The organism is Coleofasciculus sp. (genome assembly GCF_046539235.1).
Taxonomy (GTDB): domain Bacteria; phylum Cyanobacteriota; class Cyanobacteriia; order Cyanobacteriales; family Coleofasciculaceae; genus Coleofasciculus.
On sequence record NZ_JBKHHI010000118.1, the window covers coordinates 1 to 16450 of the forward strand.

The window sequence follows — 16450 nt, forward strand, 5'->3', positions numbered from 1 at the left end:
GCTATCCCTCCCCACCCTGCTAACGCTGAGGGTGGGGACTCCCGCGATACGTTGAGTTAGGAAGAGTAAAACCCCTGAAACCCTTACACACAAGGGGGTTGCGAGTTCGGTAACAGTTAGCTATGACCAAGAACACGCCGAGGTTGTGAATCTTTAGATCGCCATCCACCTAAATTTATCGCATCCTGTAAAGTATAGAGTTATAACTGTTCGATTGATCCTCAAACCATTGCACTCCGCAGGGATTACCCAGGATGTTTAACGCAACAGAAATTCTCATAAACTCATTTGTCCAAAGACTCCGGGAAGGCTACCACCGGACTTACGGGGGGCTGAAAACCGACTATGAGGACATTATTGCTTGGGCAGGCAGTATGGCAATGGAAAATATTGCCAACAGCGATGCCCTCTATCATAATGTCGAGCATTCTATCCTGGTCACGTTAGTGGGTCAGGAGATTCTCCGAGGCAAGCATATCCGTGAAGGGGGCGTCACACCAGAAGATTGGTTACACTTTATCATTTCTCTGGTTTGCCACGACATTGGCTATGTCAAAGGCGTCTGTCGTCAGGATCGCGAAACTGAACGACTTTATGCGACGGGCAAAAATGGTGAGATGGTGCATCTGCCTCCTGGCGCTACCGATGCATCCCTAACGCCTCATCATGTTGATCGGGCGAAACTGTTTACGGATGAGCGATTTGGCGGTCACAAACTGATTGACGCGGAACTGATTAAGCTCAATATTGAACTGACTCGTTTCCCGGTTCCCAAAGAAGGGGATCATCGAGATACCCTGAATTATCCCGGTTTAATTCGTGCCTCTGACTTAATTGGTCAGCTTTCTGATCCCCGCTATCTCAAGAAAATTAGCTCTCTATTCTACGAATTTGAAGAAACAGGTGTGAATCAAGCCTTAGGCTATGAGCATCCTGGTGACCTTCGCGCTGGTTATTCCAGGTTTTACTGGAATGGAGTGTTTCCCTTTATCCAGGAAGCCCTGCGTTACCTGTCCCTTACCCAAGAGGGGAAGCAAATCACCGCCAACCTCTACTCCAACGTGTTTGTTGTCGAACACGAAAAGAACGAAGAACAACACCGACAACTCGCCCAGCAGCTTAACTCTTAACCTGTAACCCATGAACTGGTGGCAAAAACTGAAAAAGAACCCCCTGGCTCGGTTTGGCGCGATCGTGCTATTGATTTTTTACCTTGCCGTAATTGCGGCTGATTTTGTCGCGCCTTATGACCCATATCTCTCCCAACCCAATGGTTCCCTGTTGCCACCCACCCAAGTCTACTGGCGCACTCCCGAAGGCAGGTTTATTGGTCCCCATGTCTACCCAACCACCCAAGGACCAACGGATTTAGAGACGGGGGAACGAGAACTGATGGTGGATTGGCAAAGTCCGTCCCCCATCCGTTTATTTGTTCAAGGTTCGGCGTACCAGTTTCTGCAACTGCGTTTCCCCTTACCACCAAATTTTGAAGAGGTGGAGATATTTGGCGGAATTCCGATGAACTTGCACTTGTTCGGTACGATTGGTGAAGGCAAACTGAATCTATTAGGGACCGATGAGCAAGGTCGGGATCAATTCAGTCGTTTGGTGTATGGAGGGCGAATTAGTCTGAGTATCGGTTTAGTGGGAATTGCCATCTCTTTTCCTCTGGGTTTAATTATCGGCGGAATTTCTGGCTATTTTGGCGGGTGGATTGATGCCATGCTGATGCGCCTAGTGGAAGTGATGATGACGATTCCCACTCTATACCTACTCGTGGCATTGGCGTCAGTGTTACCACCAGGACTAACCAGCGCCCAACGATTTTTATTAATTGTTTTGATTACCTCGTTTATTGGCTGGTCTGGATTAGCCCGGGTGATTCGCGGACAGGTTTTATCGATTAAAGAACGAGAATTTGTCCAAGCATCTCAGGCGATGGGGGCTAAACCGCTGTACATTATTGTCCGCCATGTGCTGCCCCAAACGGCAACCTATGTGATTATCTCAGCCACTCTCGCCGTCCCCAGTTTTATTGTGGCGGAATCAGTGCTGAGTTTAATCGGTCTGGGCATTCAGCAACCTGACCCCTCCTGGGGAAATTTGCTATCCTTGGCAACGAATGCTTCGATTTTGGTGCTACAACCCTGGTTAATTTGGCCCCCCGCCGTACTGATTATCTTGACCGTGTTAGCCTTTAACTTGCTGGGGGATGGTCTACGGGATGCCCTTGATCCTCGGAGTTTGCAGCGCTAGGGGGAGGAGTTCCATTGGATGGCGCGGGTGGCAAGGTTCGGCGTAGGGCAGTCTTTTGGGCAAAGTCTTTGCCTTCAGAGAGTAAATAATCGAGAAAGGTGCGAGCGACAATAGAGAGTTGTTTGCCGTTGGGGTAAACCGCATACCAGTATCGTTCAATCGGGAATTCTTCCACATCTAATATCGTCAGTTGGTTACAGATGCCCTCTAAGGCTAAGGTATGACGGGATAAAACCGAAATGCCTAACCCGCCCGCGATCGCTTGTTTAATGGCTTCATTGCTGCCTAAGTCAAGCTGCACTTTTAACTGAATATCACGGGAATCAAAGAGTTCTTGCACTGCCTTGCGCGTTCCTGACCCCGGTTCTCTCATAATAAAGGGTTCCTCTGCCAAGCGCTCTAGAGGAATATTGGTTTCATTCACCAACGGATGATCCGCCGGGGCGATGACGACGAGGGGATTGTCAAGAATGGCTTCGTAGGTAATATCCAGCTCCGGGAGTTGACTCATTACATACAAGTCATCGGCATTGTCATTCAGACGATTCAAGATAAATTCATGATTGGTCACCTGAAGCGACACATCTATTCCTGGATAACGCCGACAAAATGGACCGAGTAACCGGGGAATAAAATATTTGGCGGTTGTGATCACCGAAACCCGCAAGCGTCCCTGTTTTAGCCCTTGCAAATCAGCGACGGTCATCTCAAACTGGTCTAAATTCTCAAATATGGCACGGCAGGTCTTGACGAGTTCCTCTCCGGCTTGGGTAAGATAAAGCCGTTTGCCTACTTGATCAAATAAGGGAACACCAACCGCTCGGGTAAGCTGTTTCACCTGCATTGACACCGTGGGTTGGGTGAGAAATAGTTCTTCGGCTGCACGAGTAAAACTATTATGTCGAGCAACGGCTTCAAAGACTTTGAGCTGATGCAGCGTGGCTTGCTTCAACGATACTCCTCCTTGATCGGAATAATTCATAGACTATAGTCTATGCTTTCTATCATAACAATGTATTTTTTCTATGGTAACTCTGAGTTAAGATCTCAGATAACACCAAACAAGTGACAGTCTTCCTTCCAGATCGCGTTGCCCCCTAACCAATTTGTATGTTCCGGAATAAGCGGTTTGGTTTTAGCCTGTACCTACAGGAAAGCTTAATCCGGTCATCGCTGGAATTGGGTGCAACGCCTTTTTTTAGCATAAGGCAGGAGGCAGGAGGATTATTACTTGATTGAATTTACATAATTTTTTTGAGCTTTTAATTTTGTCTCCCCTAGCTTCCAGACGCGCCATGGCACGTCTCTACATTGCTTCCCCAGCTCCCTCAGCTCTGCTAATCGGCAATGTATGTAATATCAGAAGTCAATTTCTTTAGTCGGTGCGGGCAATTTATCTAAATCAGGGAGTTCGACTAATTCCTTCTCTGTTTCCTTAACCTCGACAGGCAATCGTAGGGGTTCGGGTGTTTTTTCCTCTTCAATGAAGTAACTTGCCAAGGGTAGGGCTTGTTCGAGATCTTCTAACGGTCGAGTAATCACGGTAACAGCAACCAGTTCCCCAATCCGTTGGGCTTCTGCCATACCCACTTGCAGCGCCATGGCGACTTCTGCGACTCGACCCCGGATAATCACCGTACATAAGCCCGCGCCAATGGTTTCGTAACCAGTCAGTTCCACATTTGCGGATTTGAGCATCGCATCCGCGGCACCGACGATCGCGGGAAAGCCGCGAGTTTCTAGAAGTCCCAGGGCTTGGGAACTATGGCGCGATCGCAGTTGCTGTTGCGCCTCTTCTAGCAAATGAGAACCCAGAGGTAAGACAACCTCCAAGTTGGGAAAGGGTCGAGGAATTACCAAGGAGGACAATAATCGACCTTCTCGTTTAGCATGTTCAACCCCAGCTTGCACCGCAATCCGTACTTCTGCTGTAGCGCCGCGCACAATTGCCGTACAATGACCACTGCCAATTTTTTCAAATCCGATCAACGTCACTCCAGACGCCTTGAGCATCGCATCAGCCGTACTCACAATCACAGGAAAACTGAGCGTAGACACCAAACCCAAAGAGGAATGACGAAAGCGATTTCGTTGAGTAGAAGGGGTGTGGGGGATAATTCCAGGGTTGTATGACTCCATAGCTCGGCTCTCCATGTCGTTGTTGGCAGTTAAGTGTTGCCTCTAATCCAGTCTAAGAAACCCAACACCTCAACCCTAACAACTTATCGGTATAACCTATCTCAGCGCTGATCTTAACACTACAGATTGAAGGGGCGGGTAACGGCTAAATGACTCCCCTGCATCAGGAGTCCAAATTATTGATTATAGGGAAATAGAGTTTTGAGAATCCGGTCTACACTCCCTTGCCCATAGACGGAGTTTTCCGCCGGGGAGTTAGCCGATTCAGCTTCCTCTTCCGTCGTGGACTCACTGGAACGTCTCTGGGAATCAACAGGTGGGTTGACATCCTGCTGCTCAGGCTGTTCAGGAGAAGGAGATGGAGGAGATGCGATCTGAGGTGAATGATTTACCGTTTCTGGGGGATTAGAGCTATCAACCGGAGGAGTCGCTGGTACACAAACCTCGGCAACTTGACGCCCCACATCACCAACAACAGACCCCGCAGGCACAACGGTTAATCGCTCAATCGAAGCATTCCAAATCGTGGTCAGTGAACCGATACAGGCATTTGCCCCAATTGTCCCGTGACCCACGACCAATACACCTGTACCCAGATTGACACCGGTTTCTATCTCTAATGTCCCTTGGTCAGCGTGCAGAACTGAACCTGCACCAATACAAACACCCGGAGCAATAATAATTCGACTCTCAGGATTAGCCCGCAAAATTACTCCCGATGAAATCACAGCACTCGGGTCAATAGTTACATCACCTTGAACATAGACATGAGAGTGACTGCTCAATGGTAGTGGCAGGGGCAAATGCATTTTATAGTTATAGACGTTATAAACGTGAAGCTAATCAGGTTAATAGAATTAGAATTACCGCGATTTTGAAGTCAATGATTTTCGATTACCTCTGTAGGAAAGGAAAGGGATTGAGGATTTAAAATTGTCAATTATTGGTTGAGCAATTCCGGAGAAAGAATTGAGTTAAAACCTAACTCCATCACCAATCCCCAATCACAGATCACCCTTTCCTTTCCCGCTGACTTCTAAGGGTTACTCAGGTAATGATTGCTCAACTTGGTTTTTGAATCAGGGTTTCCAAGACACGCCGCTTGGCTTTTGGATCAATGCCAATCAGACGAACATATTCCTGACTATGTTCAGCCATACAGCCTTCTAACCCCTCAATCACCTCAGAAACCTGATTGGATTCGATGGGAGCGCAGCTTTGCCAGGAACTGGTGCGGAAGCGGCGCTTGTCGGCATGTTCGGTACCAATTTTGTATCCTTGAGCTAACAAACCCCGGACTTGATCAATCGCCTCTTGGCTCAAAGACGTATCCGCAGGTGATACAGAATCCGCTTTTGAGGGTGCGGATACCGGGGTTTTGGTGCTAGTGCGATCGCGCTGACCATTTGAGGAGACCGATGTCCCTGTTGTCACGGCTTTACTATCGGGTCGTTGAATAATTTCTTGCATCACCCGCCGTTTCGCATTGGGGTCAATCCCAATCAAGCGCACATACTCGCCCTCATGGTCGGCTAAACAGTCGGTAATCGCGTCCATCACCTCCGATTCCCGATTGGATTGAATCGACATCGCACTCTTCCAGGAACTGGTGCGGAAGCGCCGCTCATCGGCATATTCTAAGCCAACCCCATAACCTTGAGCGATTAGTCCCCGCACCGTTTGCTGGAGATCAGACTCCAGTTGCGGTTGTGAACGGGAAACCTGACGGTTTTTGCTCGCCGCAGGCTCACTGTAACGATAACTCGAAGATGCTTTCGCTGGGGTGGACTTGGACGGCTGATCACCGGGTCTTTGGATAATTTCTTCCATCACCCGCCGCTTGGCTTTCGGGTCAATCCCAATCAGGCGGACATATTCGCCCTCATGTTCGGCTAAGCAATCGCTCAGAGCATCAAGCACCTCTGATTCACGATCTGAGTGAATCGCGATCGCACTCTTCCAAGAACTCGTCCGGAAGCGCCGCTCATCTGCATATTCGGCACCAATCCGATATCCTTGAGCTAACAGTTGACGAATTTGTTTCTGCAGGTCTGAATTTATGGCTGTAAATGAAGGCATGGAACTATAAGAATAAGAAGAACGACGAGAAGGTTGATTTCCATTTTCCTGATCAGAGTCAGAGGATTGAACCCTCTGATTGCGGATTGGCGCAATACAAGCTTCATCCTCTGCACACTGATACCCTGATCGCAATGCATCGTTGCATGCGATCAGATTATGAGCAAACGTGAGATCCTCCTCTTGGACATCGGGCAGTCTATCCGCTTGCTGCTGGTTATTAATCACTGCTCCAGAGGGTATATATTTCCCCGGCGGAATTTCCACATCTTGCACCAAGACGTGCATCATGACGATACAGCCATGACCGATGCGAGCATTAAACACAGTAGAGCGAAAGCCAATAAAGCAATCATCTCCAATGTAGGCTGGACCATGAATCAGGCATAGATGAGTAATAGAGGTATTCTGACCAATCCAGACGGAGTAGGAGTTTTGGTCATCCCCCAACACTCGCCCACCTTCTAAGCCATGAATCACCACTCCATCTTGAATATTCGAGCCCGCGGCAATGTAAAACGGTCCACCTTCGTCTGCTCGAATGGAAGTCCCCGGAGAAACCATGACATTTTCGGCGATTCTGACATCTCCGATAATGTTAGAAAAGGAGTGGACGTAGGCACTTTCGTGAATTTTGGGTTCCGCCAAACTTTTTGACCAAGGGGTCGGGGGTGCCGCGTAGCTACGAACTACCATGATAATATTTTCCTGCCTTGCACAACGTATATCAACCTGTTGTTTTTTTTGATTAAACCAAGAGCATTTCATCCATAAGCCTTGGATGTTTATCCCAATAGGGATATAAAGATCTTTGTTTAAGCTGGATCTTCAAACATCAGCAATTCTAGATTGTCGGGTTTTGAGGGAGAAGCTTTTGGTTAAAACCCGGGTATTGAGCCGAGGGCTATTGGGTTTACTCCCCTCCCGCCAGCAGAATAAGTATTAGCTTTAATACGCCAAATTAGGGTATAAATTCTTGGTCTGGCGGTCAGTCATCTTAGACCGATAAGGGAGTCAGACTCAGGGCTTGCTCATGATTGGTGTTAACGATTTCGGATGACTTTTTTCACCCCAGACTATCGATATTGATCTTTTTTACTGTAGAGAATGTGATTATCTACACTAACGGTGTCGATAATCCCCACTACCATAGCATCAATAGGGCGCTTATCACTTTCACCCACCTGACGGGCTGCGCTGCCACAACTCACCAAAACCCACTCATCCACACCCGCACCGACGACATCTGCTGCCACTTCGTAGTTAGGTAGAGGTTTACCCTCTTCATCCATAAACTGTACTAAGAGAAATTTTACACCTCTCAGGCTGGGTTCTTTACAACTACTAACGACTGTCCCCCGCACTCTGGCAATTTGCATTTATCCTCCACGGTTGGGATTTTGGATGGTCGGTTCTGGGCGGACTGAGTTACCGTTTTTTAAACCAGCAAGTCTTGCTTTTGTCTCAATCCCCAATTAACCTTTCCCATAATCATTTAAGGATAAGGGTATTGGTCTTAGGGACGGTTAAGCGGACGGATGGCATTCGTGCTTTCTCGGAACTGTTCTACGTCTTCAGTGTACCGAATTGGCAACACGTACTCTAGGTTTTCATGAGGGCGGGCAATAATGTGAGTGGATAGAACCTGACCTCCATTGACGCGCTTGACGTTATCCACACCAGCGGCTACAGAGGCTTGGACTTCCGACACATCGCCCCGGACGATAACCGTAACCCGACCACTGCCGATTTTTTCATACCCGACCAAGGTGACGCGGGCGGCTTTCACCATGGCGTCAGCGGCTTCGACGACAGCCGGAAAGCCTAGGGTTTCTACCATTCCAACGGCGATTGACATAAATGTTTCTCCAAAATCTAGGGGTTTGTCTGTTTTGACACCTAACCAGCGCCAGGATTTAGCCCAATCTAAGCGTAAAGGTGTTGCTAATAGGAGCGGAATTGCTCCACGGCTTCGCTATATCGAATCGGTAGGACATATTCCAAGTTTTCGTGGGGACGGGCAATGATGTGGGTGGATACGACTTCACCCCCATTGACCCGATTGGCAGATTCTACGCCAGCAGCGACGGAGGCTTGGACTTCCGAGACATCGCCCCGAACAATTACCGTAACCCGCGCACTACCAATTTTTTCATACCCGACCAAGGTGACACGGGCAGCTTTCACCATGGCATCGGCGGCTTCGACGACAGCCGGAAAGCCTTTGGTTTCAATCATTCCTACAGCAATTGGCACGTTGATTTTCTCCTCGTGAATACGTTGACCATGAGTCCGCCCATCCCGGTTGGGCAAAAATTTGGACGGGAATACCGAAGTTTAGACTAATAAATTACTAGCCAAAACCAAGCATAGAGAAGCTTGGCACAATTGACAATATAAATTATTATGATAATTCTTAATCAAACTGTTTAACAAAACTTAACATTAGAGCGATAATAATCGAGAGGTTGGGCAAAATTCTCAGCTTTGGCGAAATGTTGGCTTTGTTTTATAATTTTTGGGTAACGTTTTTATACGTTAAAACGACTTGTCTCCAGACGCCGGACAATCACCTCATAATCAAGCAGGGGCAAAGGGTAGGAGCAACGCCTGACTGAACAACTCAAGCATGGAGAGAAGGTCAAGGCTCTATGGTTAAGTATAAGCTAAATTTATCATTTTGATGAAGCTGACCTTTAATAATTAAATAGAGGGACTCTAACCGCGATCGCGCCAGCATTGCGCCAGCGAATCCCTTGGTCAATAGGCAAAATTCTGTATCGATATGATCCAGTGATAAAAAACCAACGAGGTACGCAAGCGGGATGACAGAGTTTCTGAATCAGACAATTTGGTTAGTGCCGTTTTATGGTCTAATTGGTGCCATTTTAAGCTTACCTTGGGCAACGGGTATGATTCGCCGTACCGGTCCCCGTCCGGCTGCCTATCTCAACATATTAATGACGCTTCTTGCCTGTATTCACGGTGGGGTAATCTTCCGGTCTGCCGTGAATCAACCAATGGTGAACGAGTTTTTATTTGACTGGCTGCAAGTTGGCGGCGTCAATTTCTGCTTCGCCCTAGAAGTATCTCCCGTGAGTACAGGTGCGGCAGAGGTGGTGACCAGCCTCAGCCTGTTGGCGCAACTGTATGCCCTAGGCTACATGGAAAAAGACTGGGCATTAGCTCGCTTTTTTGCCTTAATGGGGTTCTTTGAAGGGGCGATGAGTGGAATTGCCTTGAGTAATTCCCTACTATTGAGCTATGCCCTGTTGGAAATGCTCACCCTCTCCACCTACTTACTCGTTGGCTTTTGGTATGCTCAACCCTTAGTGGTTACCGCGGCACGAGATGCCTTTTTAACCAAGCGAGTGGGAGACATGTTGCTGTTAATGGGGGTTGTTACCCTGGGAAGCCTCGCCGGTAGCTTAAACTTTAATAACCTATACAATTGGGCAGGAACCGCCACCCTCCCCCCCATCCTCGCCACATTGCTGGGATTAGCCCTAATTGCCGGACCCCTAGGGAAATGCGCTCAATTTCCCTTGCATTTGTGGTTAGATGAAGCGATGGAAGGACCAAACCCCGCCTCCGTCTTGCGGAATTCGCTAGTCGTCTGCTGTGGGGCATACGTGTTGATTAAACTGCTGCCGATTTTAGCCCTATCCCCAGTCACCTTATCCGTGTTAGTGGTAATTGGCACGATCACGGCGATTGGTGCATCTTTAGTCGCCATAGCCCAAATTGATATTAAGCGATCGCTCTCCCATACCACCAGTGCCTATTTAGGGTTGGTGTTTATCGCTGTGGGAACTGGACGCGCTGATATTGCCGCGGCGTTACTCCTCGCCCACGCCTTTGCCAAAGCCTTATTATTTATGAGTACGGGTTCAATTATTCTCACAACCAGTAACCAAAATCTCACCGAGATGGGCGGCTTATGGTCACGGATGCCCGCCACAACCACTGCCTTTGTCGTCGGAACAGCGGGGATGATTGGACTATTGCCCCTAGGAGGGTATTGGGCGATAAGTAAAGGCATTAATTCACTGTGGGCGGATTCGCCCGGATTAGTCGCAACCTTTATCGTGGTGAATGGGATTACAGCCTTAGGATTAACCCGCGTCTTTCGCCTAGTATTTTTAGGTAATCCCCAGCCAAAAACCCGCCGCGCCCCGGAAGTGACTTGGCCCATGGCGTTACCTATGGTTGGGTTAACCCTGATTAATCTGGGGATGCCTTTGTTGCTGCAACAATTAAACCTGTTACCTGTTGCCAAGTATGAGTATCTGATTGAAGGACCTCAACTGTTATTATTGGGTTCCAGCGTAGTTGGTTGTGCGATTGGCGGTTTAATGGACTTACACAGAACTGGATTGCGATCGATTCTCTTACCTGTGAGATTTTGGCAAGACCTTTTAGCTTATGATTTTTACGTCGATCGACTCTACAATCTGACCGTGGTCTTTGCCGTTGACCTGTTTTCTAAACTGACCGACTGGGTTGACCGTCATATTGTCGATGGTGCGGTGAATTTAGTCGGTTTGGCGACTGTGGTTGGGGGTCAATCATTGAAATATAGTGTTTCGGGGAAATCCCAGTTTTACCTGTTAACGATTCTCATCGGTGTAAGCTTATTAGCACTCTTGATCAGTTGGCCCCTCAGCCAGTGGGACTGGGAACGGTGGTTATTTGAATTTTGAAGTTTGACCCTTCACTTCGGAAAAAGGGCATGGTGCGTGAATGCGTAGGGGCGGGTTTAACTATTATCGTTTTTGACTGAATCCAGATGAGACTAAACCCGCCCCGCCTGAACCGTTAGCCTCGAATACGAATCACATAAGACATAAGACAAATTATGCTAAGTGCTTTAATTTTAGTGCCGCTATTAACAGCCCTAGTCGTAGGATTTTTGCCCACGACGCTGATGGCAAAAGGGGCGCGTCAAGTCACACTCATCGTTACCAGTGGTCTGTTTATTTGGTCACTGGTACTGCTAGGGCAGTTTAATCCCGGTCAGATGAGTCTTCAATTTCAAGAAAAACTGTCTTGGATTGAGTCAATTGGGTTAACCTACAGTTTAGGTATCGATGGGTTGTCAATACCTTTAGTGGTATTAAATGGCTTACTCACTGTGATGGCGGTTTACGCGACTGATCAGGAGTTAGAACGCCCTCGATTTTATTACACGCTAATTCTGTTATTAAACGCTGGGGTAGCCGGGGCATTTTTGGCGCAAGATTTATTGCTGTTTTTCCTGTTTTATGAACTGGAGTTAATTCCCTTATATTTGTTAATTGCCATCTGGGGCGGAAAACGGCGTGGCTATGCGGCAACTAAGTTTCTCTTATATACAGCAGCGTCTGGGGCGCTGGTTTTAGCTGTCTTTTTAGGCTTGGTATTTTTGAGTGGGGCAAATACCTTTGCCTACAGCAATGTGCAGAACTTAGCTTCATTATTGCCTGTGGGTCGTCAATTGCTGTTATTAGGCGGAATTCTGATCGCCTTTGGGATTAAAATTCCTTTAGTACCCTTTCATACCTGGTTACCCGATGCCCACGTTGAAGCATCCACACCGATTTCCATGCTGTTGGCGGGGGTGTTGCTGAAGTTAGGAACCTATGGATTATTGCGCTTTGGTTTAGGATTATTCCCAGAAGCTTGGACTGTAGTCGCCCCCTGGTTAGCGATATGGGCAGTTGTCAGTGTGCTTTATGGGGCGTTTAATGCGATCGCGCAACGGGATATGAAGAAGATGGTGGCGTTTAGTTCAGTGGCGCACATGGGGTATATTTTACTAGCCGCCGCCGCTGCGACATCAATTTCCCTGGTGGCGTCGGTGATGCAAATGGTGAGTCATGGGTTAATCTCGGCGTTACTGTTTTTTTTGGTGGGGGTGGTGTATAAGAAGACGGGTTCGCGAGATTTAGAGGTTCTCAATGGACTCTTGAATCGGGAACGCGGATTACCGTTGATTGGTAGCTTCATGGTATTGGCGGTAATGGCGAGTGCGGGAATTCCGGGAATGGTGGGATTTATCTCCGAATTTCTGGTATTTCGGGGGAGTTTTCCGGCGTTTCCGGTGCAAACGCTTCTGTGTATGATTGGGACAGTTTTAACGGCGGTTTATTTCTTAATTCTGTTGGATCGCACCTTTTTTGGTCGTCTCTCGGCGCAGGTGATGGATTTACCCCCTGTTTACTGGAGTGAACGGATACCTGCGATTGTGTTAGCCGTGTTGATTGTTATTTTGGGCATTCAACCGGGATGGTTAGTGCGTTTGAGTGAAACAACTACAGCGACGATGGTGACGAATTCACCGACAATGGTTTTAGGCGTTGAGGTGAGTCGATAATATTTTGGTCAGTTGTCTTATGTCATTCGTCATTCTAACGGATCAGTCGGGGCGGGTTTAGTTACTTATGGGTTAAGTCGGAAATGATAAGAGTAAAACCCGCCCCTACACAATCAAAACTAATTGCTATGGTCATTAGTCAAAAAACATCTAAAAATCATCCCCTAGAACCTTACATTAAACGCCTGAACTCAGGTGAAGCGTTGCTGGTGGATTCACCAGAGAATGTGCTAGAGGTTGTGGGGATTTTACATAGTTATGGCATTGTCTTGGATGCCTATTCGCGTAATCTAATTTATATTGCTGAGAATCAGTTTTTAGTCTTTTTTCCCTTCTTTAAATACTTCAATGGGGAGGTTTCTCTCCAGAAGCTAATACAGCACTGGTGGCATAATCGGATTAATTTTGAATATGCCGAATACTGTATGAAATCCATGTTTTGGCATGGAGGTGGAAAATTAGATGCTTATCTAGATACGCCAGAATTTGAACAACACTGTGCCGCCGCAATTCAGGCAAAGTTTAAGGGGAATCCTTTTGTGCAAGGATTAAATGGGTTATTTCCCAATTTTCTGACCGAACAAGTGCGTCAGATGGCATATTACAGTGGCTTGGGTCAATTCTGGCGGGTGATGAGTGATATTTTTATGGAGTTATCCAGTCGCTATGACAAGGGGGAAATTAAGACGATTCCCCAAGTTGTGGAACATATTTTAAATGGATTAGTGGCGGCGGCGAATAAACCGATTACCTATAGCGTGAAAATTCGCGATCGCGAGTATGAGATACTGCCAAAATCCGCTGGGTTAACCTTTCTCATGGATACAGCAGTACCCTATGTGGAGGCGATTTTCTTTCGGGGAACGCCGTTTTTGGGGACGGTTTCCTATAACGCCCAAGCTAATCAGATTCCGCCCGAACAAGGGAAGTTTACTTATGGGGCATTATATGCTGATCCGTTACCTGTGGGTAGTTCGGGGATTCCACCCACATTATTGATGCAGGATATGCGTCATTATTTACCGGATTATCTGCATCAAGTCTATCAGCGATCGCGTCGGGGAGAGGATGATTTGCGAGTGCAGATTTGCCAAACGTTTCAGAAGTCGATGTTTTGTGTCACCACGGCGGCAATTTTGGGTTTAGCGCCTCATCCGTTGGATACGACGGAACCGGAACAACAGGCGGAAAATCGGGCGTATTTGGAATATTGGATGGATCGATTTGTCACATCGCGGCTTAATGATGTTAATCAGTGAGTTATTGGTTATTTGTCATTTGTCCTTCCTCGGAAATAATTCTTATCTATTATTATGACTCAAACTCTTCCAGCTAGAGATATTACTCTCCATGAATTAGAAACAAAATTTGGCATCCAGTTGGTTGAAGATGACCAATTCTTCCGAGAATGGCAGGACAACTTACCGGAAATTACTGACGCTGAGAAAGAAAGGTTGGACAGAGTAAAACTCAGTTATCAGAATTTAACGAAATACCCACCTCTGTTGGAAAACACCGTAAAAATGGTTGTTCTCTCTCCCTTGCTAGACTTAGCGGACTTCTACCTCCACCCCTTCCACATCAAATCCGAGACGTCTGTGGCAATAGCAGCAGAAGATGAGGGAGTTATTGTCAGAGGAGAGATCGATGTATTGGCTTTATTAGAACAAGTTTGGCTAGTTGTCATTGAATCAAAAAAAGCCGCATTTTCTTTAGAGGTTGGCAAACCACAACTTCTCGCTTACATGCTGTCAAATCCTGATCGGGAAAAACCTGCCTACGGACTAATTACGAATGGGAGTAGCTTTAGATTTATAAAATTAGTCAAAGGAGAAACAACTCGATACGCTGTATCTAAATTGTTTGATATTTTCAATCCAGGAAATGAACTGTATAGCGTTTTGAGTGTACTGAAGCGTTTAGGTCAATTAGCAATGAGTAACCAATCAGGTGGTTTTTGTTTATAATAAACCTCTAAACGATCAAATTAAGCCAAGTAGGATAGGCACAAGACTGATGATTTTGTAATGGTAATCCCTGATACGTCGAACCTATTTCCCTAACACCCTGCTCAAATTCCTCCAGATTCATAGTGTCAACTTCCACAAGTGCCTCAAACGCAATTGTCCACCAATTCTCATGGTTAACGGTAAGCTGGGTTAATTCATAGGTAATCTCTTGGTAAAAACGTTGCGATCGCGCTTTGTGCACCGACACCCATGATCCTTGCGTCAAGCCGCCTTTGGGCATTAGACTCTCGGAGGTTGAGTCTTGACAACTCCACTTAATCCATTGTTCAATCCCGCCTTGCCAGTGACGACTAAATTGCCTAATACCCAATTCCGCCTTACGCCACTTAACCTCTAAACTGCCTTGTCGAAATTTAATATTCAGATAGGGACAATCGGGGATATAAAGATAGATATCCTCCCTGGTTTCTGGCGATCCCAATGTCTCGCCTGGACAATCTGTGGCAAACCAATCGTTTACCTGTTTAGGTAAATTACCGCGATTGAACCAGCGCAGTTCTAACGTGATCAAGTCATTTGTCATTTTTTAGGGAACAGGGAACAGGGAATTAAAATTCAGATCTAATCCTGCTGGTGGGCAAATTTATAAGCCCCGATAAAGGATAGTGCGATCGCGAAGGCTAATAAAACTGGGATAGAATACCAGGGAAACTGGGATAGAGGTAAATAAGCAGCCGCCCGTAATCCGGTACTGGCATAGCTGAGGGGTAACAAGTAGACGATAACTTTTAATGCCAAGGGTAACGTTCTCGGATCAAAAAAAGTTGCGCCCAAAAACGACATTGGTACAATCACAAAATTGTTATAAAGTCCCACGGATTCTAAAGACTTGACATTCAATCCCACAATTACCCCTAAACCAGAAAATACGGCGCAATTCAGCAGTAACACTAGCAAAAATAAGGGATTGATAAAGCTGAAAACTTTACCTGTAAACAGAACCGCTACCACAATCACCGAACCGGATGTCATCAAGCCGCGCACGATTCCGGCTAGAATTTTACCCAAATACAGCGCTAATGGGTGTACAGGCATCAGTAATGTTTCAGCAAAGGTTTTGGTGTAAAGCCGTTCACCGCATATCGAAAAAGTTGTCCCACTGAAGCTAATCGTCATCGAGGATAGGGCAATCATCCCCGGTAGGATAAACTCTAAATAGCTGTCACCCGCCGCCGATTCCATGGCTGAATTGAGGGCGCTACCCAATCCCAAGCCAAATGCGATAATGTAAATCACTGGGGAGATGAGTCCAGCCGCCGCGACTTGCAGGATTCTCACCCGCAGCTTTAACCACTCGCCCCAGAATACGGTGAGGCTATCGGCGATGATGGTTTGCCACTGACTGCCTTTGAGTGTTTTGCTGAAGGGGAATACGAGATTAGACTTCACAATATCGATAGGATTAACATCTCTTCTTAATATTACTTCATAATTCCGGACATCTGGCTGATGGTGTGGGGGAGATGGGGATAAAGTTCAGTTATTGGTGAGGAGGGCGGGTTTTGTTGTTCAGTTATTTCAGCAATAGCTGACTTTAGTCCCTAAACCCGCCCCTACAGTCCCTAAACCCGCCCCTACAGTCCCTAAACCC

At 46.9% G+C, this 16450-nt stretch carries 15 protein-coding genes; 6 read left to right on the forward strand and 9 right to left on the reverse strand.

Going from position 1 to position 16450, the window contains the following annotated elements; all coding sequences use genetic code 11:
- The first annotated feature begins 254 nt into the window (after window positions 1–254).
- Together ACLFWI_RS12850 and ACLFWI_RS12855 are read left to right on the forward strand one after the other, a co-directional pair.
- Window positions 255–1130 carry an Npun_R2479 family HD domain-containing metalloprotein gene (locus ACLFWI_RS12850; protein WP_446407228.1) on the forward strand — a complete coding sequence of 292 codons (876 nt, stop codon included), beginning with the start codon at window positions 255–257 and terminating at the stop codon, window positions 1128–1130.
- Between the two features lie 10 nt (window positions 1131–1140).
- Window positions 1141–2256 carry an ABC transporter permease gene (locus ACLFWI_RS12855; RefSeq protein WP_446413265.1) on the forward strand — a complete coding sequence of 372 codons (1116 nt, stop codon included), beginning with the start codon at window positions 1141–1143 and terminating at the stop codon, window positions 2254–2256.
- Here ACLFWI_RS12855 and ACLFWI_RS12860 read toward each other — a convergent pair.
- From ACLFWI_RS12860 to ACLFWI_RS12890, 7 genes are all read right to left on the reverse strand, one after another.
- Window positions 2198–3208, reverse strand: coding sequence for a LysR substrate-binding domain-containing protein (locus ACLFWI_RS12860; protein WP_446413275.1), 1011 nt, complete (start codon window positions 3206–3208; stop codon window positions 2198–2200). The genes ACLFWI_RS12855 and ACLFWI_RS12860 overlap by 59 nt on opposite strands.
- Window positions 3209–3615: 407 nt before the next feature.
- Window positions 3616–4395 carry a BMC domain-containing protein gene (locus ACLFWI_RS12865; RefSeq protein ID WP_446413266.1) on the reverse strand — a complete coding sequence of 260 codons (780 nt, stop codon included), beginning with the start codon at window positions 4393–4395 and terminating at the stop codon, window positions 3616–3618.
- A 176-nt stretch (window positions 4396–4571) separates the two neighbouring features.
- A complete protein-coding gene (locus ACLFWI_RS12870; protein ID WP_446413267.1) occupies window positions 4572–5123 on the reverse strand; it encodes a hypothetical protein in 552 nt (183 codons plus the stop codon).
- 334 nt (window positions 5124–5457) lie between these two features.
- Entirely contained in the window at window positions 5458–7170 is a 1713-nt protein-coding gene (locus ACLFWI_RS12875) for a ribulose bisphosphate carboxylase small subunit (RefSeq protein WP_446413268.1), read from the reverse strand.
- 380 nt (window positions 7171–7550) lie between these two features.
- On the reverse strand, window positions 7551–7853 hold the full coding sequence (locus ACLFWI_RS12880) for a EutN/CcmL family microcompartment protein (RefSeq protein WP_446407223.1): 303 nt from the start codon (window positions 7851–7853) through the stop codon (window positions 7551–7553).
- Window positions 7854–7990: 137 nt separating this feature from the next.
- Window positions 7991–8332, reverse strand: a complete 342-nt coding sequence (locus tag ACLFWI_RS12885) for a carbon dioxide-concentrating mechanism protein CcmK (RefSeq protein WP_006105258.1) — start codon at window positions 8330–8332, stop codon at window positions 7991–7993.
- Window positions 8333–8418: 86 nt separating this feature from the next.
- Window positions 8419–8730 (reverse strand): carbon dioxide-concentrating mechanism protein CcmK, encoded by a 312-nt coding sequence (locus ACLFWI_RS12890; RefSeq protein ID WP_006105229.1) that lies wholly within the window; start codon window positions 8728–8730, stop codon window positions 8419–8421.
- Between the two features lie 569 nt (window positions 8731–9299).
- Here ACLFWI_RS12890 and ACLFWI_RS12895 point away from each other — a divergent pair.
- The 4 genes from ACLFWI_RS12895 (at window position 9300) to ACLFWI_RS12910 (ending at window position 14796) form a co-directional block, all read left to right on the forward strand.
- The gene (locus ACLFWI_RS12895; protein ID WP_446413269.1) at window positions 9300–11177 is read left to right on the forward strand and encodes an NAD(P)H-quinone oxidoreductase subunit F; all 1878 of its coding nucleotides are present in this window, start codon (window positions 9300–9302) and stop codon (window positions 11175–11177) included.
- 155 nt (window positions 11178–11332) lie between these two features.
- Entirely contained in the window at window positions 11333–12829 is a 1497-nt protein-coding gene (locus tag ACLFWI_RS12900) for an NADH-quinone oxidoreductase subunit M (RefSeq protein ID WP_446413270.1), read from the forward strand.
- Between the two features lie 128 nt (window positions 12830–12957).
- Window positions 12958–14088 carry a CO2 hydration protein gene (locus tag ACLFWI_RS12905; RefSeq protein WP_446413271.1) on the forward strand — a complete coding sequence of 377 codons (1131 nt, stop codon included), beginning with the start codon at window positions 12958–12960 and terminating at the stop codon, window positions 14086–14088.
- 54 nt (window positions 14089–14142) lie between these two features.
- Entirely contained in the window at window positions 14143–14796 is a 654-nt protein-coding gene (locus ACLFWI_RS12910) for a type I restriction endonuclease (RefSeq protein WP_446413272.1), read from the forward strand.
- Between the two features lie 7 nt (window positions 14797–14803).
- On the opposite strand, the gene ACLFWI_RS12915 is transcribed toward ACLFWI_RS12910, so the two are convergent.
- On the reverse strand, window positions 14804–15382 hold the full coding sequence (locus tag ACLFWI_RS12915) for a hypothetical protein (protein ID WP_446413273.1): 579 nt from the start codon (window positions 15380–15382) through the stop codon (window positions 14804–14806).
- A 38-nt stretch (window positions 15383–15420) separates the two neighbouring features.
- Entirely contained in the window at window positions 15421–16248 is an 828-nt protein-coding gene (locus tag ACLFWI_RS12920; protein ID WP_446413274.1) for an ABC transporter permease, read from the reverse strand.
- Between the last annotated feature and the right edge of the window lie 202 nt (window positions 16249–16450).